At 71.9% G+C, this 17,401-nt stretch carries 16 protein-coding genes; 9 read left to right on the plus strand and 7 right to left on the minus strand.

Annotation, left to right across the window (positions count from 1 at the left end; all coding sequences use genetic code 11):
• Window positions 1-31 precede the first annotated feature (31 nt).
• The 6 genes from ACGF0D_RS35265 (at window position 32) to ACGF0D_RS35290 (ending at window position 5,670) form a co-directional block, all read left to right on the plus strand.
• The gene (locus ACGF0D_RS35265; protein WP_392923276.1) at window positions 32-937 is read left to right on the plus strand and encodes a phosphotransferase family protein; all 906 of its coding nucleotides are present in this window, start codon (window positions 32-34) and stop codon (window positions 935-937) included.
• Window positions 938-1,210: 273 nt separating this feature from the next.
• Window positions 1,211-1,954 carry a hypothetical protein gene (locus ACGF0D_RS35270; RefSeq protein WP_392923278.1) on the plus strand — a complete coding sequence of 248 codons (744 nt, stop codon included), beginning with the start codon at window positions 1,211-1,213 and terminating at the stop codon, window positions 1,952-1,954.
• Between the two features lie 560 nt (window positions 1,955-2,514).
• The gene (locus tag ACGF0D_RS35275; RefSeq protein WP_392923281.1) at window positions 2,515-3,006 is read left to right on the plus strand and encodes a hypothetical protein; all 492 of its coding nucleotides are present in this window, start codon (window positions 2,515-2,517) and stop codon (window positions 3,004-3,006) included.
• Window positions 3,007-3,080: 74 nt separating this feature from the next.
• Entirely contained in the window at window positions 3,081-3,632 is a 552-nt protein-coding gene (locus ACGF0D_RS35280; RefSeq protein WP_392923284.1) for a hypothetical protein, read from the plus strand.
• Window positions 3,633-3,800: 168 nt separating this feature from the next.
• A complete protein-coding gene (locus tag ACGF0D_RS35285; protein ID WP_392923287.1) occupies window positions 3,801-3,926 on the plus strand; it encodes a hypothetical protein in 126 nt (41 codons plus the stop codon).
• 382 nt (window positions 3,927-4,308) lie between these two features.
• Entirely contained in the window at window positions 4,309-5,670 is a 1,362-nt protein-coding gene (locus ACGF0D_RS35290) for a hypothetical protein (protein WP_392923290.1), read from the plus strand.
• 238 nt (window positions 5,671-5,908) lie between these two features.
• Here ACGF0D_RS35290 and ACGF0D_RS35295 read toward each other — a convergent pair whose 3' ends face one another.
• From ACGF0D_RS35295 to ACGF0D_RS35325, 7 genes are all read right to left on the minus strand, one after another.
• A complete protein-coding gene (locus ACGF0D_RS35295; protein ID WP_392923293.1) occupies window positions 5,909-7,132 on the minus strand; it encodes a lanthionine synthetase LanC family protein in 1,224 nt (407 codons plus the stop codon).
• Complete coding sequence (locus ACGF0D_RS35300; RefSeq protein WP_392923296.1) at window positions 7,125-9,914, minus strand: lantibiotic dehydratase; 2,790 nt, start codon at window positions 9,912-9,914, stop codon at window positions 7,125-7,127. The genes ACGF0D_RS35295 and ACGF0D_RS35300 overlap by 8 nt, the downstream gene beginning before the upstream one ends.
• 73 nt (window positions 9,915-9,987) lie before the next feature.
• On the minus strand, window positions 9,988-10,155 hold the full coding sequence (locus tag ACGF0D_RS35305; RefSeq protein WP_392923299.1) for a hypothetical protein: 168 nt from the start codon (window positions 10,153-10,155) through the stop codon (window positions 9,988-9,990).
• 75 nt (window positions 10,156-10,230) lie between these two features.
• Entirely contained in the window at window positions 10,231-11,469 is a 1,239-nt protein-coding gene (gene fxlM / locus ACGF0D_RS35310; protein ID WP_392923302.1) for a methyltransferase, FxLD system, read from the minus strand.
• Between the two features lie 364 nt (window positions 11,470-11,833).
• Complete coding sequence (locus ACGF0D_RS35315) at window positions 11,834-12,169, minus strand: hypothetical protein (protein WP_392923305.1); 336 nt, start codon at window positions 12,167-12,169, stop codon at window positions 11,834-11,836.
• A gap of 862 nt (window positions 12,170-13,031) precedes the next feature.
• Window positions 13,032-14,270, minus strand: a complete 1,239-nt coding sequence (locus ACGF0D_RS35320; protein WP_392923308.1) for a serine hydrolase domain-containing protein — start codon at window positions 14,268-14,270, stop codon at window positions 13,032-13,034.
• Between the two features lie 46 nt (window positions 14,271-14,316).
• The gene (locus ACGF0D_RS35325; protein ID WP_392923311.1) at window positions 14,317-15,231 is read right to left on the minus strand and encodes an alpha/beta hydrolase; all 915 of its coding nucleotides are present in this window, start codon (window positions 15,229-15,231) and stop codon (window positions 14,317-14,319) included.
• A gap of 117 nt (window positions 15,232-15,348) precedes the next feature.
• Here ACGF0D_RS35325 and ACGF0D_RS35330 point away from each other — a divergent pair, with 117 nt between their 5' ends.
• From ACGF0D_RS35330 to ACGF0D_RS35340, 3 genes are all read left to right on the plus strand, one after another.
• Window positions 15,349-16,380 (plus strand): PucR family transcriptional regulator, encoded by a 1,032-nt coding sequence (locus ACGF0D_RS35330; RefSeq protein WP_392923314.1) that lies wholly within the window; start codon window positions 15,349-15,351, stop codon window positions 16,378-16,380.
• 457 nt (window positions 16,381-16,837) lie between these two features.
• Window positions 16,838-17,008, plus strand: a complete 171-nt coding sequence (locus tag ACGF0D_RS35335) for a hypothetical protein (RefSeq protein ID WP_392923317.1) — start codon at window positions 16,838-16,840, stop codon at window positions 17,006-17,008.
• Complete coding sequence (locus tag ACGF0D_RS35340; RefSeq protein WP_392923320.1) at window positions 17,005-17,361, plus strand: hypothetical protein; 357 nt, start codon at window positions 17,005-17,007, stop codon at window positions 17,359-17,361. Before ACGF0D_RS35335 ends, ACGF0D_RS35340 begins: the two co-directional genes overlap by 4 nt.
• Window positions 17,362-17,401: the final 40 nt, after the last annotated feature.

Genomic DNA, 17,401 nt, shown 5'->3' on the forward strand with positions numbered 1-17,401 from the left:
GTCGGCCCACGGCATAGGAAACCTGACCACCATGACCATCACCCCAGTCGCGGCCGGCGGCTTCGCCGCCGCGCACTTGGCCGCCGTCCTCGATCAGGTGTGCCGCGCAACCGGGCTCCGCCCCGAAGGCGCCGTCCTGCTACGCGGGCACACCAACGCCGTCTACCACCTGCCCGGCGAACACGTCGTGGTCAAGATCGCCCGGCGCGGCACACCCGCCGAGTCCGTCCGTCGAACCGTCGCCCTGGCCACCTGGCTCGGCGCACAAGGCTTCCCCACGGTAGGCCTGCACCCCGTGCGCCAGCCGGTAGAGGCCGACGGCCACCTCGCCACAATCTGGACCCACCTGCCCCAGCCCGGCCACCCCGTGGCCGCCGAGCAACTGGCCGGCCCACTCAAAGCGCTGCACCGGCTGACCGACCCGCCCGTGCCACTGCCACCGGTGGACACGGTCGCCGCCGTGCGCCGCTCCCTGGCCGCCGCTGCGACACTCACCACGCAGGAACTGGACTACCTCCACCGACACCTGCAGCAACTGGAGGCGGACCTCGCCCGTACCACCTACCTGCTGCGGCCCGCGGTGACCCAGGGCGACCCCCAACACCGGAACGCCCTGCACACCGGCGACGGCCGGGCGGTCCTGTGTGACTGGGACACCGCGGGCTTCGGTCAGCCCGAGTGGGACCTGACGACGGTCGAGATCCACTGTCGGCGCTTCGGCTACGGCCGGGCACACTACGAGGCATTCGCCGAGCAGTATGGCATGGACATCACCACCTGGGACGGCTACCCGGTCCTGACCGCACTGCGGGAACTCCGGATGATCACCACCAACGCCAAGCGAGCGGCCCTCGGCAGCGCGACCCTCCACGAGGTCCGACGCCGTATCAACCAGCTGACCGACGGAGACAGCGAGCAACGGTGGAACATCCTCTGAGCCTGAACGTCCGGCACCGAACAGCCGGGCCAGAAGGCCAGCTACCGGGATCTGCGATCTCACCAGCCAATCCTGACGCCGTGGACGGCCAAGAGCCAGCAGAGTTTGGCTAGCCGGTCGGGCAGGAAGTGCTACAACGGCCTGGGGCCCGTCGGCCAGCGATATTGTCACCACTGGGGGTGACACCCTTGTGCACGAAGCACTGCATTCGGCTACGAATCTACGGGGGTCCTTGTGTCCATGGTCCGATCCACCATCAGAATCCCGCTCGCAGTGGCCGCGGCCGTTGTCACGGGGTGCTCCTCCGGCACGGCGACCGTCTCCAGCGAGTCGTCGGCCATCACCAAAGCCCCTGCCACCTCCTCGGCCGCCGCCCCGACGGGCACACCGACGCTCCAGGTGTCCGGCGCTCCGGCCTTCGGCACTCCCAGCAGCACACCGACCGGACCGCCGCTTCTCACCGGAGTGGACCTGCGCGCCGCCCTTCCGACCGCCGCGGTGCTGCCTGCCGGGTGGACGATCAAGGGCAACGGCAATCAGGTCGACACCGGTACCACCATCAACGAGTACCGGGCCAACCCGCCGCAGATCACGGAACCGTGCACCCAGATGCGTCTCGCCGGGACCATCTTCTCCCAGGGCTACAAGGTCTCGGGTGCGATGACCGAGGTCTACGACGGGGAGCACATGGTCCAGGTTTACCTGGCCGCCTACCGCCCCGGCGACGCGGCCAAGCTGCTCGGCGACCTCCGGGCGTACGCGGAGCGCTGCAAGACCTTCACCGGAAAGAGCGTGGACGGCGCCCCGATCCCGATGACCGTGACGGCGCAGCCCGTGCCGGGGCTCGGTGACGAGGCCGTCGACATGAAGAAGGTTCCCACGGGCCCGTACAGCACCTCGGAGATTGTGATGACCCGGATCGGCGACCGGGTGCTGTTCCTCAGCGGGGACAACATCCTGGGCCGGCTGCCGAATCTCATGCAGCTGGCGGTGCCGCTGGTGAAGAGCATCAAGTAGGAGGCAGTGCCTGGCCCCGGCCCTCGCCGTGCCACGGCGAGGGCCGGGGCCCATCACCAGCCGGTGCCGAACCGGCAGCCCCGTGCCGGGTCCGGAGCCGGGGCCTGCGTGGTGGCGGGCTGCGGGAGGGACCGCCGGGGAGCGTGTGGGCCTCACCGCCGGTGGTGGCATGGAGCAGCAGATCACGCAGGTGGCTGCCGGACAGGTGCACCGGTCTCGGTCCATCAGGGGTGGAGTGTGTGAGGGGGCGGCCTCGGTGTCGCGGGCGTACGCGAGTGTCATGTAGGAGCCGTCGTGCTGAGGGCTTCGACCGGCCGGTGCCACGGCTCCCGGCCACCCAGGTGCTTAACAACTACAACGTCGTTCGGTGGATGCGCTCCCAGCGCAAGGCCGACGACCTGCCCGACGACCTCGTCACCGCGTTGACCGCCCTGGACCCGCTGTGGCGCCTGGAACCGGAGCTACCGCCGGGTCGTCGCCTACCTTCAGGCGGGCGGCACCCTGACCGGTCCGATGAACCGGGCGGGCGGCGAAACCGACCCGAGCCTGCGTCCGGGCAAGTGGCTGAGCAAGCAGGACGCCGCCCGCGCCGCTCCGCGTTCGACGCCGCCGCCTACGACGAGGCTTACTTCTTCGAGGAGGGCGGATTCCTGCCGCTGGAGGGCTACCAGCGGCCGTCACCGAAGGAGCTGCGGGAGCACGCTCTGGAGACCATCGTGATGGTCAACGGGTACGTCGCCGACTGGAGCAGCGCGGTCGACAGGCTCGCCAGCGACTTCTACCCGCCCCGGCCGCGCGCTGTCGACTGCGGCAGCCCAGGGCAGCGGCGCATCCGGGGCGCGGAGAAGCTGCGGGTGCTGACGGCCGATCCGGTGCACGGTCTCACGGATCTCCCACGGCAGCGCCGGGTCGAGCAGTGCAGCAGCCGCGGGCTTCCTGAAGCGCCAGACCATCGACAACCTCCATCTACTGCTCCGCAGGGCCGGCCACGGCCTGCCGGACCCTGGGTGTGCACCAGGCCGCAGACACTACCGGGGCACACCGGAGTCTGAAGGCCATAACCTGATCCAGGGCGCCCGCGCCGGCGACATCGTTGGTCCAGGGGATCGGCGTCTACGGTGGCGGTATGCAACTCGCTGACCTCAAAGCCTTGATGGTGCGCCGGCGGGACGGTCTCAGCCTCGAAGGCTTCTGCGCCGATCCCGTGATCGCCTCACTCCAGTGGCCTGACGACGTCGTCGAGCAGTTTCTCTACGATCACGGTGACAACAGCTCCTTCCTACAGGACTACAGGGACGTCGACCTCTCCAGGATCGTGTGGGGCCTCGAAGCGACGCCAGCCGAGGAGCTAGGCGAGATGCCGACCGGAGCGTCCGACCACGGCTGCATCGAGTACTACGCCGAGAATCCGGACCACTGGGTCGCGGTCCGACACAGAGGGATCCATGAGGGTGTCGCTCGGTACTGGGAAGAGCTCGGGACGTGGAAGCGCCCGCCCGTCCTGATCGACCGAAGGCTGTTCGCCCCGGCGGAGACCGGCCTCCAGGTCGTGGAAGGGCGAACGCGCGTCGGTGTGCTGAGAGGGCGCCGCCGCCAGGGATCCTTCGTTGCGACGGAACACCAGACCTGGGTCGGACGGCCAGCCACGCCGACGGCACCCTCTCGTACAGACTCCTGACCACCCGGCGAACCGGGTGATCCGCCTCCGTGGTTGAAGCGCAGCTCGACCTCGACCTGCTCGCTCAGCGGGGACAGCAGGAGAAGCCGGCACCGCGTCCACGGGGTCTCATGCGGGCACCGGCAGCTGCGCTCGACCACGGCCAGGGGCAGACCAAAGCGCTTGTCGGTGAGCAGCTCGACTACCTGGTCGTACGGCAGCGCCCGGCCCCAGTGGCAGTTGAGCTCGACCGCCCACCGCTACTCCGTGCCGTCGGCCGTCCGCCAGGCGGTGCAGCACCGCAGGACCGTGTGACCGAGTCCGAGCGGGGATGACTGCAGCATCGGACCGAGGACGCCAGATCCTGCGGGCGAAGGCATGCAGCACCTGGCTGCGGCCGATGCCGGTACGGCCGAGTTCCTGCGCGCCCACAACTGCTGACGCGGGGACGGCCGGAGGCTGCTGTTCTACCTCCGGGGCTGTTCACAAGTGGCGCTGACCAGGGAAGGTTGCGGCCTGGCGAAGATCGCTTCCCAATTCATTGAAGATCGTTTCCCGAACCGCTCCTACGTGGGCTGTCTCTCACCTGCGTCGACGCCCCGCGAGTGTCGGAGCCGGCTGGAACACTGCGGCCGTGATCGACAAAACAGCCGCTGACCCTTCCAACGCTCCCACGGTGTTCCTGCCGCCTCCTGCCTTGGCCAAGCTCACCGGCACCGCGTGGAGTGAGCTGCCGCACTTCTGCACCGGTCTGCACACCGTGCCCGACACACCGGACATCCTCATCGGGCTGCTCGACGGCGATCACACCCGCCGGGCACGGGCGGTCTGGAACCTATACCGGCTGCTCCTCAACCAGGAGCGGGTGTTCCCGGCGACCGCCCCGGCGGCTCTGGTCGTCGCCGCCCTTCTCGGTGATCCGCGCATGCTCGCCGAGGGCCGGTGGGAGCGGAGAGCGGGCAGGCGGTCGCTGCGCGCGGAGCTGCTGAACTGGCTGGCCTCGTTTGCCGATGTCGCTCGCCTGGACGCCGGGAACGGTGTCGGCGCACCGCAGGATCTTGCCGCCGCCCGCGCCGCACGGCCGGCGCTCCACACCCACGTCGCAGTCTTCTGCGAGGACGACGATCCGCAGGTGAGGGAGGCTGCCGTCGCGGCCACCGCCCTTCTGCTGGCAGATCCCTCCCTCGCCGCGTCGATCCCGCGCTACGCGCCCGTCGTCCGCGATGTGCTGGCCCGGAGTGCGGACTCGTACTACCGGTGGATCGCACGGGAGCGGCTGGAGACCTGGGGCGAGGACACCACAGTCCTCATCACCGCGGAAGAGGAATACCGCGCGGCCACGGATCGGGCGCACGCACTGGCGGACGACCCGTTCGACGAAGGCCAGGAGCAGGCGATCCGATGGCTGGCCGAGCAGCCGCAGGACACCGCCGCCCTGGAACTCCCGGGCCGCTGGCACCCGGCCCGGACGGCACCGGAGCCAGCGGCCCAGCACGAGCCGGCACCCGAACCGCCCACGGCCGCCCAAGCAAGCGCACCGGGGTATCGGGGCCCGTGGCGGATCGCCGGAGGCGAGGAGCGCGATGAGTGGACGTTCACGCCGTACGTCGGGGTGGGACCGCTGCACTTCGGAATGACCCTGGAGGAGATCACCGCCGCCCTCGGCGAAGAGGGGTCCGCCTCGTCCTCCTACGACCCTGGCAGCGACGAGCGCCGGCTCAACTACGCCGACTTCCGCGCCGCCGGGGTCAGGGCTCTCTTCCGGATGGACCGTCTGGAGTGCGTGGCGGTGAACGCGCTCACCGGCCCCCAGGTGCGGCTGGACGGCGTTCCGCTGACCGGCTGCGTACCGTCCCGGGCGGAGGACTGGCTCGTCCACCGCACAGCGCACGGCCGTCTGATGTACAGCCCCGCCGCCGACCCGGTCTTCCCCGACCTCGGCCTTGCGATCCGCTTCCAACACGCGGGCGACGTCAACCTGACCCGACCGCTCTTCCTGCTGCACAACTGGCTCGACCTCTGGCACTCACTGCCCAGCGAGGAGTGGAACCTCCGGTAGAACCTGCCCGAGTGCGACCCGGGCCATCTACGGCTGCCGCAGGGCCAGAGGCTACCTTTCACCTCAGCTGCCCAAGCTGTCCTCGGCCTCGCCAAGGCTTGCCCATCGACCGGAAGCGCGAGTTAGCCCAAGTCGGCCAACCAACTCAACCGGGGCCACCGGCAGACAGGGACATCGCAGCAAGGCGGCTGCGCACCCCATGAGCGCGTTGGAGCGCCGTGGACACGAGTCGGGTGGGTCAGGTCAGCATGAGCAGGCCGTCCCACGGGACGTGTCGGCTCGTGGTTCCGCAGTGGGTGGCCAGCGCGAGGGCGGCTCCGGCGCGGCCTGTGAGAAAGCCGGTGACCGGAGCGGCCTCGTGGAAGGTGATGGTGGTGTGCCGGGCGGCTGTGTCGGCGAGCGCTCGGTGGTTCAGGCGCGTGGCGACCTGCAGAGCTCCCGCGCTGCCGTGGCAGAGACCGGGCCCGGTGGTGTCCCAGGCGGCGGGCGGACGGCTGGCGAGGGTGTCAAGGGATCGACGGGCCAGGGCTACGAGGAAGGGGTCGGCGAGCGCTCTGCCGCTGTGGTGCAGGGCGGCGGCGATGCCGGGGGAACCGTAGCACCAGGCGTCGCGGCGTCCTGGGGTGGCGGCCAGGCGTTCGGCGTTCGGCGGGTGCGCGAGGTCGTACCCGCTGATGTACGGGGGCCAGGACGGTCCGGGGGCGGCCCGGTCAAGGAGCCAGCGGGCTCCGGTGGCGATGGCCTTCTCCTGCTCGGGCACGGAGGTACCGGCCTGGTGCGCGAGGGCGAGGAGGCAGAGGGGCCCGGCGATCCCGTGCGCGGCGCCGGTACTCGCGGTGCCGGAGGGCGGCAGGGTTCCGGGGACGGCGAGCGCGTGGTCGTTCGCGGCGACCCACCAGCCGGGGCGGCCCGTGTCGTCGGTGGTGGTGATCATGCGGGTGAGGGTGGTGAGGGCGGCGGTCAGTCCGGGCCGGGCTTCCGGGAGGCCGAGCTGCACGGCGGCGAGGAGCGTGCGGCCGATCCCGGCGAGGCCCTTGATGGTGTCGTAGATTCCCCACAGGGTTCCGGGCGGGCCTGCGCGCAGTCGGGTGGTCTGGTGTTCGGCCAGGCCCTGGGCGCGGGCGGACAGCCAGGCGGCGGCGCGGCCGAGGGCGTCGTGTCGGCGCCGGTCGGCGGGCAGGTGGGCGCTGCCGTAGACGAGGGAGGCGGCCAGGGCTCCGGGGCCGGCGTAGATGCCGTCCGGGCGGGAGCCGGCGACCAGTGGGGCGGCGGCGTTCCAGTGCCGGTCTACGGCGTCGATCAGCGCGGTGTCGCCGTCGGCGACAACGGCGAGGAGCAGGGCGGTGCCGGGCAGGCCGTCGGCGAGGGTGGCGGCGGCGCCGGGGGTCAGGCCGGCGACGACCTGGGTGGGGTCGAGGACGGCGGCCACGGTCTCTTCGACCAGCAGGAGGGGGTCAGGCATGGCGCAGGAGATCGGTGGCGAGGGAGCGGGCCAGGTGCTCCCGGCCGCGGTCGGTGCCGAGGAGACGGTTGCAGTGCAGGTGGATCAGGTCGGAGGCGCACAGCGGCGCGACGTTCTCGGCGAGGAGGGGCCGGTAGGCGGTCACGGCGTCGAGCAGGGTCTTCCAGGAGTGGGCGAGGTCGCCGGGGACGGTGACGGTCCGGCACCGGGCCCGGAGCGTCTCGCGACGGCGGCGCAGGTTGCCGGGGAGGGGCTGGGGGCGGGCGGCGGTAGGGGCGTTGAGGGTGCGGGCGATGGCGGCAGCGGTGTGGGCGGCGAGGACGATCCTCTGGTCGTCGTCCAGCTCCTGGAGGGCGGTTCGGACGAGGGCGGAGTCGGCGGCGAACACCGCCTCGGCTGCGGCGATCGCGCCCGGGCCTCCGTAGCGCTGGGTCTCGCGCTGGTACGGCGCGGCGGCGAGGTGGCCGTTGGTCAGGTGCTGCTCGGCCAGCCGCGCGGAGAGGCCGGCGAGTTCCTGCTGAACGGCGGCCAGCAGGTCGGGGGTGCCGTGGTAGCGCAGGCGCAGGTGGGGGCCGAGGCCGGGGGTGGTGTAGCGCAGCCAGTAGGACAGCATGTTTGGGTAGTGCGGGAGCTGGGCGAGGATCGCGTCCTGGTGCCGGACCGGGGCGGGCACGGCGAGGGAGAGCCACGTGCCACCGTGGGGGGTGGTGTCGGCGGCGCGGGCGCGGGCCACGGTCCGGGGGTCGAGGAGCTCCGGCAGCTCCGCCTCGTGCTGCCGGCGCAGGCCGATGACGAGTTCGAGGTGGTGGCGGCCGTCCCGGCCGTGCACCGGCGGCCGGCCCGACAGCACCTCGCTGACGGTACGGCAGCCGCGGCGGACGCTGCGCCGCAGCAGCTCGCGGTGGCCGGCCTCGCGCAGGTCGATGGGCAGGTGCCGGTCGCTCTCCTCGATCACCACCTGCCGCGGGACCGGCATGGTGGGGCGGGCCAGCCAGTCGTCCAGGCAGCCGTGCCAGCGGTCGCGGTGGTCGACCAGCGCGTGAAGGCCTTGCGGCAGGAGCCAGCGCTGCGGGGCGAGGACGGTAGAGCGGTAGGTGACGCGCGGGGTGTAGGGGGCGAGGGCGGCCGGGCCCCAGGACCAGGGGTGCCAGGGCCGCTCGTCCGCGTGGCCCAGCAGGTGAAGGAGCTGGGCGGCCGGCGGCAGGAGCGCGCGGGTGATACGGCTGAGAAGCAGGGGCCGGACCAGGCGGCCGAGCTGTGGCGAGTAGAGGGCGAGGTGGCCGGCCCGGGTCACGGTGACGAGCAGGGCGCGGGGGTCGAGGTCCCGGGAGCCGGTGAGGGGCAGGCCCACGGGGATGCGGTACGCCGTGTACCCGCTCTCCACCGCCAGGGCCCCGGTGCTCGCGGTGAGCGGGCGGCAGACGATCTCGACCGGCAGCGGCTCGCCGCCGTCCTGCGGCTCGGGCGCGAGGTCGGACAGGTAGCGGGCGAGCCGTCCGGCGGCCGACCCGGCGTCCTGCGACGCGTGGGTGCCGATCGCCAGGGCAAGGCGCCCACCGTCGTCTTCCCGGACACGGACGTGGACCTCGGCCGTGCGCGGCGGCCGCCCGTCGCCGCGGTGGGCCAGCGCGTTCACCATCTCCTCGGTCAGCTCCACCTCCTGCTCGCCGCGCGCTATCGCCGCGGTGAGCAGCTCGAGAAGAAGCTGGGTGCGACGGTCGTCCAGGTCGGTGCGGGCGCCGATCGCGTCCTGCGGCCCGGGCGAGCCGATCCCGGTGGCCGGGTCGACGGCCTCCAGCAGCGGAACCATGCGGTGCGGCCCGTACGTCTCCTGGAACTTCGCCGTCCACGCCTGCAGCGGGACCGTGCGGTGGCCGATGCGCCAGAGGACATCGACCGTCCCCGCCGCCGCCCTGCCCACCGTGGCCGGGAGGCGCAGTTCGCCGTCGGCGACGGTGTCGCAGGTCAGCGGGCGGTCGGTGGTGTGGATCGCGTCGGCGGCCCGGCGGGCGGCGGCCAGGAGCGGCAGACGCTCGGGTGCGCCGGGCCGGTACCGGTCCGCGTCGGCCAGCAGCGCGCGCAGGCCGAGGACCGCGGCACACAGGCCCGCTGCCGACGGAAGCTTCGTGGCGAGGTGGCCCAGGGGGTCGTCGATGAGGTCGGCGGGCAGAAGGTCGGTCAGGAGCAGGCCGGTGCGGACCAGCGCGGTGATCGCGGCCCGCACGGCCGCGGCGTCGGCCCCGGGCCAACGCTCGAGCGCCGCGCTCACGACCCGCCCGGCCGCAGCGCCGCCGGTGCGGCCGCACTCGCTCAGCAGCCAGGTGGACACCTCGGTCACCCGGACCGTTCCCAGCTGCGCCGTGCCGTCCGGCCCCGGGTGCTCGGCCTCCAGCACCCCGCCGCGCCGCAGCGCGGCCGGGTTGGCGAACAGGCGCAGGCGGTCGTGGACGTCCGGGAGGTCAAGGGCGCGGTCCGCGGCTGCCGCGAGCCAGGCCGGGCTGGGGAGCGTGGCGCAGCGGTGCTCCTCACCCAGCAGCAGGACCGGTTCCCCGGGGGCCAGGCGGGCGGTGGTGGTGGCGGCCCAGACACCGTTGGGGGTGGTGCGGGTGCGAGCACGCAGGTCGTAGGCGGCCCTCGCCAGTGCTCCGTCGGGTGCGCCATCGAGGTCTCGGGAGGTGAGGAACAGCCCCTCGGTGACCAGCCCGCCGCCCTTCGTGCTGTCGGCCGCCAGCAGTGGCAGGCGAGCAAGTACCACCGGGTCGGGCACGAAACGGCTGCGCACAGGCGGTTCCCCTCTTGGCTCAACGGCCGGGTGTGCGGCACCGGGGACGCCGGTGCCGCACACCCGCGTGCTGCTACAGCTGGTCCGGGATCAGACAGCCGCTGGTCGGGCCGGCCGGGGGCGATTCCCCGCAACCGTCACCGGTGGTGTCGCCCTCGGTGTCCGCGTAGGTCTCGCGCACACCGGTCAGCGGCGTGTTCACCGCGTCGAGCGCGAAGGCGTCCAGCAGTGCGGTGCTCATGGTGCGTCCTCCTTCCATCGTCCGGGTGGGGATGGTGCGCCCGGACCGCGCGGGTCCGGGAGTGCGGGGTGGCCGTCAGCCCTTCGGCCAGGTGAGGACCATCGGTGCTCCGGGCCGCTCCAGCGCCCGGCCGGGGGCCATGGCGGCGGGGTCGGTGCCCTCGGAGTAGACGTGGAGGACGGGGCCGGGGCGTCCCCGGTGGTCCCGGTTCCACTCCCGCAGACTCGCCACCAGGGCCTCGGCCAGAGCGTGGTCCTCTCCGTGGAGGACGACGCCGTACTCGTACCGGCTGGTCTGCCCCTCGACCGGACGCATCGTCACGTAGGCCGCGGAGCTGGAGTCGGTGTTCCAGGTGAGCGGGGTGCCGCCGGGCAGCGCCCGCAGCGCGGACTTCTGTGGGTCCACCAGCAGGGTGCCGTAGGTGTCGAGGACAGTGGCGAACCACAGATCGATGACGGGCCTGGTGCCCTCACTCGCGCCCACCTCGACCCCGGACCAGTAGGCGCTGCCGGCGCTGTCGAGGGCTTTCGTCAGGGCCTCGGGGTCGAACGGCGGGGCGCCGTCCACCCGCACGCGGGCCCCGGGGGTCAGCGCGTGCACCTGGGTGGAGCTCGCCGCCTCCCCACGCATCGCCACGAAACCGCAGGGCAGCCAGCCGCCACCGGTGTAGTGCCCTGTGCCGTCGGGGACGAGGGCGACGAGGCGGCCGAGTCCGCGCACGCGCAGCGGGACGACGAGCACGCCGTCGGGGGCAAGCTGGTCGAGCCAGGCCTGTTCGATCGCGGCCGCCTGCACCGTCACTTCGATCCGGTCGTACGGCGCCCGCTCGGGCACACCATGTGCGCCGTCGCCGGTGAGGACGCGGACGGAGTCCTCCAGGCCAGCGGCTTGCAGGCAGCGGCGGGCGCGCTCGGTCACCGCAGGGTCGATGTCGATGCTGGTCACCGAGCCCGCCTCGCCGACGAGTCGGTGGAGCAAGGCGGCGTTGAAGCCGCCGGATCCGACCTCCAGCACGCTGTCTCCGGGACGCGGGCGCAGGTACTCGAGCATCTGCGCGACCAGCCACGGGGCGCTGACCGAGCTGAGGAGCCGGCCCTCTCCATCGCGGTCGGTGGGCTGGTAGTCGTCCTTGTACGCCTCGGCCAACGCGACGTCCGGGACGAAGAGGTGTCGGGGCGTGACCCGGAACGCCGCTGCGACCTCCGGGGTGGTGATCCTGCCGGCCCGCTCCAATGCCGAGACCAGGCGCTCGTTCAGCTCACCCGCCTGGGCGGTCTGCTCTTCGGTGACGTTCGAGTCACTGAGGGTGTTCATGTTGGGGAGCTTAGACACCGGCAGACCTCGAGGAGGCCGGTTCGCAGAAGAGAGGGATGCTCGCGGAGGCACCTTTCGGCCAGTCGCGTTCGCGTGTTCATCGGCGACATGGACGCGGACGAGGACTGATCAGCGGGGTCCTCGCGCTGGCGTCCCGGGCCCCACGGAGGCGCCAGTAACCAGGCCGGCGTGCTGCTGGTCGGGCTTGCGCGGGTCCAGGGGCCAGCCCCAGCGGTTGAGTCGGAAGCAGGTGTTGGCGGCTTGGTCTGCCGGCGTCTGCGCGAGCTGCTGAAGACCAGCGGCGGTGAGGGAGATTCGCACGGGCACGTCCTACCGGCCGGGTCGGATTCGGAGCGCGCCGAACCTAGCCGCCCCCGTTTCCAACGGTTCTGCCCAGCTGCCGCCACAGGTTTTCCGCATCCACTAGGTTCCGATAGGCCCAGAAGATCTCCACCGTGTCAGAGGGCGTACCAAGCTGAGCGGCGGTGCTCACACCGGGCAGCATGCGGGGCCGCGGCCACTGCGGGGCGGCCAGCGCAAGCGGCTGACCGTCAGCCCGGTTGTATCCGAGGTAGGCGACCCAGCAAGAGCCCTGCGTTCGCAGGCAGTGGCCAGCGGTCTGGTCCAGCAAGTTCGGCAGCGTGGCCGTGCCATTGACTTCCAACACGGCCTCATGCGGGGCATCGACGTCGTCCGCCATGCACACGCTGTCTCGGGTCACTACGACTCTCATGCCATCGAAGCTAGCAGATTATCGTCACCTAGACGATAATCAGTGGGCGAGGGAGATTCGCACGGGCGCGTCCTGCCGGCCGGGTCGGATTCGGAGCTGCGACCCCGCCTCTCCCCCGTTTGTGCGGCACCACGTGAACATGCTCGGCCGGGATAGCTTCCTGCCGCCCGAGATGCCCGGCGGACTCAGGCCGCTGCGCGACCCGGAGCAGGCCGAATCGTGAGCCCGGGCGCGGTGGCGGCCCCGTCGCCGGGGTCTTCCCGTTGGCGTTTGCGCTGGTCACCCGGCCCGTAGAGGGGGATGGGAGCCGTCACGGCGGGCGGGGGTGGTGACGGCTTCGCGGACCCGCTGGCGGGCCCGATAAGCGGCCTGCCTGCACCGCGGGCCGCAGAACTTCGAGTCGCGTCTGTGGAGGTGGCCAAGAACGAAGCGGCGCCGGCACGACGGGCAGCGCGCCACCCGCTCGTCATCCTCGCCGCTGATCAGGGCCAGCCCGATCCGGATGGCCTCCGCGGTGTGGCGCCGCTGTCGGCGGGCGGCCTGCTTGCACGCGCGGTCGCAGAACCGTGCGTCGCTGCGGACAGTCGCCCGCAGCGGCTTGTAGCAGTGCGCGCTGTCAGGATTCACACGGGATACGAAGTACTACGGCGACCGTCTGATGTACGAGCCGTTGGAGAGCAAGTGGAGCCAGTACCACGCCACGCACTGCGGCTGCGGGGGCGACTTCCGTGTACGTTCCCCGGGTTGCGGCAGGTCGTGTTGCACGGCCAGGAACGACTCCCGCTCGCTCGTTGGAGGCCAACGAGCGAGCGGGGGATGGGACCCGGACCTACAAGGCGTCCTCGGCGTCGGTGGCGCCGCCGCACATCGCCTGCCGGTACAGGGCCGTGAGCGCGCCGTCGATGGGGTGGGGCTGGGGCCGGCCGGAGGCGTCCGGCTTGTTCCACCGCTGGAGGTTGATCGCGACGGACATCTGGCGCCTGCCGTCGGCCCGGATCAGGGATATCGTCCCGGCGCCCCAGGCTGAGCCGTCCTTGCCCCAGAAGGTGCCGCAGCCGACGTCGACCTTCTCCAGGCCGAGGCCGAACTGGATCCTGGAGCCGTCCAGGGCCACGACCGGGCCGGTGCGCTGCATGTCCGTCAGGGACGAGGGGCTGACGATCCTGCCGTCGAGCAGCTGGGCGAAGAAGCGGTCGAGGTCGGCCGTGGTCGACACCAGTCCGGCCGACACGCCCACCCAGGAGTCGTCGTAGGCGCTGTAGTCGCGCGGCGGGTCGATCTTCCCGTAGAAGGACTCGTACATCCGCGGGTGCGGTTCCTCGATGTACGGGCTGGTCGGGAACCCGGTGTGCCGCAGGCCGGCGCGTTCGATGACGTTGCGGGTGATGTACTCCTGGGCCGGGACGCCGCTCACGTGCTCCAGGAGCTGCCCGAGCAGGAGGTAGTTGGTGTTGGAGTACACGCCCTTGGCGGCGCCAGGTTCGGTGGCGGGCGGCGCGTCGAGCCCGAGCTTGATGAGCTCGGCCGGTTCGAAGTGCCGGAACTGGTTGTCGTCGATGCTCTGCGGCGACATCTCCGGCACGTGCGGGTACTTCACCATTGACGGGAACGCGTACGGGATGTAGTCGGCGATGCCGCTGGTGTGGTTGAGCAGCATCCGCACCGTGATCTTCCGGCCGCGGTCGCCGGGTACGAGCTGCGGCAGGTAGTCGCCGATCGGCGCGTCCAGCCTGATCCGGCCCTGCTCGACCTGCTGCATGATCGCGGCAGCGGTGAAGGTCTTGGTGACGCTGCCGACGCGCTGGCGCATGCCGGGCCGGACGGGCCGGCCGGTGTCGAGGTCGGCGACGCCGGAGGCGCCGCGCCAGGTCTCGTCCGCATCGCGGACCTCCACGAACACCCCCGGAACGCCCGCCTGGTGGACGTCGTCCAGGGCGGCCTGGAGCTTCTCGGTGTCGAGACCGGTGGACTGGGCGGTGCCTTCCTCGGGTGCGGGCGCCGCTGCCACGGTGCCCGCGCAGACGCAGAGCGCGGCTGCGCTTGCGGCCAGGGCGAGTCGGGTCTTCATGACGTTCTCCCTCTCGTGGGTTGAAGCGTGGGACGGGATGCCCGGCTCAGCCGGCCAGGGCGCGGCGCAGAGCGGCGCCGAGTTCGGCGTTCTGCCGCTGGGACACCTCCGCGGACACGATCGCCTGGGACCCGTGAAAGGTCCCGGGCCACTGGTGCAGTTCGACCGACACGCCCGCCTGCAGCAGGCGCTGCGCGTAGATGAGGTCTTCGTCGCGGTTCGGGCAGAGTTCCGCGGTGGCGATGTAGGCCGGCGGCAGAGCGGACAGGTCCTCGGCCCGCGCCGGGGCCGCGTACGGGGTGGCGGGGGCCGAACCCAGGTAGTGCCGCCATGCCGCGCGGGCCTTGTCGCGGTTGAACCAGGGCGTGTCGGTGAAGTTGCGCGCCGACCAGGTCTCCTGACGGTCGTCGAGTCCCGGTTGGTTGAGCAGTTGGAAGCGGATCGCGGGGCCCCGTTCGTCCCGCGCCCGCAGTGCCACCCCCGCCGCGAGCCCGCCCCCGGCGCTGTGACCGCCGACGGCGATCCGCTCCGGGTCGATGCCGAGGGCGGCCGCGTGCTCGGCCGTCCAGCGCAGGACGGCATAGGCGTCGTCCAGGGCGGCCGGGAACGGGTGCTCGGGTGCCAGTCGGTAGCCCACCGAGATCACCGTCACGCCGGAGCCGTTGGCGATCAGCGTGGCCCAGGGATGCTCGGTGTCCAGGTCGCCCATGACGAACCCGCCGCCGTGCAGCCAGACCAGGGCGGCCTGGCCGCGCTTCACGGGGTCGGCCCGGCGCGGCCGGTAGATCCGTACCGGCACGGCCGGGTCGGCGGGCACCGTGCGGTCCTCGACGTCCAGGTCCGTGGTGTCCGGTACCGGTACTGCGGCGGCCAGTTCGGAGAACCTGCCGCGGGCGGCAACCGGGTCGGCCAGGTCGGTTCGTGGGAACAGCGGGATGAACGCCTCGAGTTCGGGATCCATGACGACCATCCTGGCGACCGCCGCCGCGTGGGTCGGCCGCCAACTGTCGCGCGTCCCGTGCCGATCGTGCGCCGATCGGCGCACCTGCCACCCTAACGGTCCTTCTATCCTGCTGGCATGGAGGCACTGGCCGTACGGCTGTCGGGGCTTGATCCGTACGTTGACGGGGCGATCCGCATCGTCACGTTCTACGACACGCTGATGCGCCGCCGGGTCGACCTGCCCGCGCTCGCGCGGGCCTCGGCGGGCCTGGCCGAGTGCGTCGCCGGGATCCGGCTGCACGGTACGGGCGAGAGCACCCGCGTCTCACCCCACGGCACGGAGGCGTCCGGCCCGCCGGCACCCGCGTCCAGTGCCGTACCGATCACCCTCGACGAGGAGGAGATCGGCACGGTGTGGCTGGAACGCCCCGGCCCGCCGGGCTCGCTGGACGACGTCCTCCTCGACCGGCTCGCCATCGCCGCCGCGGCTGCCGTCGAACGGTACGGCCCGGCCCGCACCACCATGGCCGACCCGGCGCTGGTCGAGCTCGCCATCAGTGCCGACAGCGACGAGGTGGCCAGAGCACGGGCGCTGCGGCTGCTGGGCTTCGCCCCTGGGCCGCTCAGCGTGGCTGCTGTGCGCTCGCCGCTGCCGCTCGACCGGATCGGGCTGCTGATTTGCCCGGCCCACCTGGTGAAGGCTGCGCCGCTCACCGACGTGGGCGTCATCCTGGCCACCACCATGGAGTTGGCCAGCCTGCCGGCCGGCGTCCGCGCGGGCCTCGGCATGCCTGGGAGCCCCGACCGGTCCTGGCGGCAGGCCAGAACTGCCCTGCGCTTCACCACGGAGCGCGAACCAGCCGTCCACTACGGCGACTTGGGCGCATTGGCGCTGCTGGCAGAGGTGCCGCCGGAGAGCTTGCGCGACATCGCCGACATCGCCGCCATCGCCCGGATCGCCGGCAGCTCGGAGGAGCTTGACACCCTGGACGCCTACTGTGCTACCGGTTCCCTGCGCCGCGCCGCAGAGTTGCTCCACCTGCACCACAGCAGCGTCGCCCGCAGACTCGACCAGATCGCGAAGACCCTGGGAACTGATCTCACCGACCCCACCGGCCTGACCCGGGCCAAGCTAGCCCTCACCGCCTGGCGCCTCCTCGGCGACTGACCCTGGAGACACCCGCGCCCGCTCGTTGGGGGCCAACGAGCAGAGGGGGGAGGGGGAGGTTTAGGCCCTGCCTCCGTGAACATCATGCCAAGCACAACACGCTCGAACTTGCCACAGAACAGGACTGGCTCGAAGCCCACGCCATCCCCGCCGGCTTCACCGTCCTACCGCGGGGCAGGACCGGCTACTACGGCCTTGTCGGCCCCGGGCTGACGGAGGCGTCGACGAGTCGGCGCTGACGGCGAACGCCCTGTGGGAGGCGGTCACCGGCCAGCCCGATGCCCAGACCAGGTACGAGACCGTTCACGTCACCTGCCGCAGCCCGAAGGCCGAGGCGGCCCGCAAGGCGGCCAACGACGAGTACTACGGGCGCATCCGCGAGGAGAGCGCGAAGCGCAAGGCCGCGGCGAAGATCGAGCCGGCCACCCCCGCGCAGCTGAAGTACCTCACCAACCTCGTGGGGCAAGTAGGCAAGGAGCGCTTCGACGCCGAGTTCGCCAGGGCTGTCGAGGGCACCGGCATCGAGCCGCGCCGTCCCCGGGAGCGGACCGCGACCGCCGCCAAGCGACTGACGAAGGCAGCAGCGCGCAAGCTGATCTCCGCGCTGGTCGGCTGGGAGGGTTCGTGACCGCGTCGATGCTGGTGGCCGAGCTCAAGGGCTTCCTGAACGGCGTCGAGTGCGAGCTGCCCGCCGACGAGGCGGCGCGGACCCCGCTGGCCAAGTACGCGGCCGGGCAGGCCCGTGCCCTGGTTGCGGCCGAGGGCCTCGTGCTGCCGCTGCGGGTGCTCGGGCGTCCAGGAAGAGTTTCGGTCGAAACTCTTCCTGGACGTGCGCCCGAGATTCGAACGCCAGCCCGCAAGCGTTTCGGCCGAAACGTTTGCGGGTCGATGATCCGACGATCGGCCAGGTCGATTGCGGTGGGTGACTGTCTTGTGACAGCGAAGCTTCACCGTTTGTCACCGAAGTTTGATCACCGCTAGGTTCCTGCCATCGAGGTTTGACCGGGTGGGGTTGCTGGCG

The organism is Kitasatospora sp. NPDC048298 (assembly GCF_043201465.1).
GTDB lineage: Bacteria > Actinomycetota > Actinomycetes > Streptomycetales > Streptomycetaceae > Kitasatospora.

Bases quoted from the DNA above. Each gene is read 5' to 3' on its own strand.
- ACGF0D_RS35265 (WP_392923276.1), top strand. From the start codon at position 32: ATGACCATCACCCCAGTCGCGGCCGGCGGCTTCGCCGCCGCGCACTTG.
- ACGF0D_RS35280 (WP_392923284.1), top strand. From the start codon at position 3,081: ATGCAACTCGCTGACCTCAAAGCCTTGATGGTGCGCCGGCGGGACGGT.
- ACGF0D_RS35295 (WP_392923293.1), bottom strand. From the start codon at position 7,132: ATGCCTGACCCCCTCCTGCTGGTCGAAGAGACCGTGGCCGCCGTCCTC.
- ACGF0D_RS35305 (WP_392923299.1), bottom strand. From the start codon at position 10,155: ATGAGCACCGCACTGCTGGACGCCTTCGCGCTCGACGCGGTGAACACG.
- fxlM (WP_392923302.1), bottom strand. From the start codon at position 11,469: ATGAACACCCTCAGTGACTCGAACGTCACCGAAGAGCAGACCGCCCAG.
- ACGF0D_RS35315 (WP_392923305.1), bottom strand. From the start codon at position 12,169: ATGGCGGACGACGTCGATGCCCCGCATGAGGCCGTGTTGGAAGTCAAT.
- ACGF0D_RS35320 (WP_392923308.1), bottom strand. From the start codon at position 14,270: ATGAAGACCCGACTCGCCCTGGCCGCAAGCGCAGCCGCGCTCTGCGTC.
- ACGF0D_RS35325 (WP_392923311.1), bottom strand. From the start codon at position 15,231: ATGGATCCCGAACTCGAGGCGTTCATCCCGCTGTTCCCACGAACCGAC.
- ACGF0D_RS35330 (WP_392923314.1), top strand. From the start codon at position 15,349: ATGGAGGCACTGGCCGTACGGCTGTCGGGGCTTGATCCGTACGTTGAC.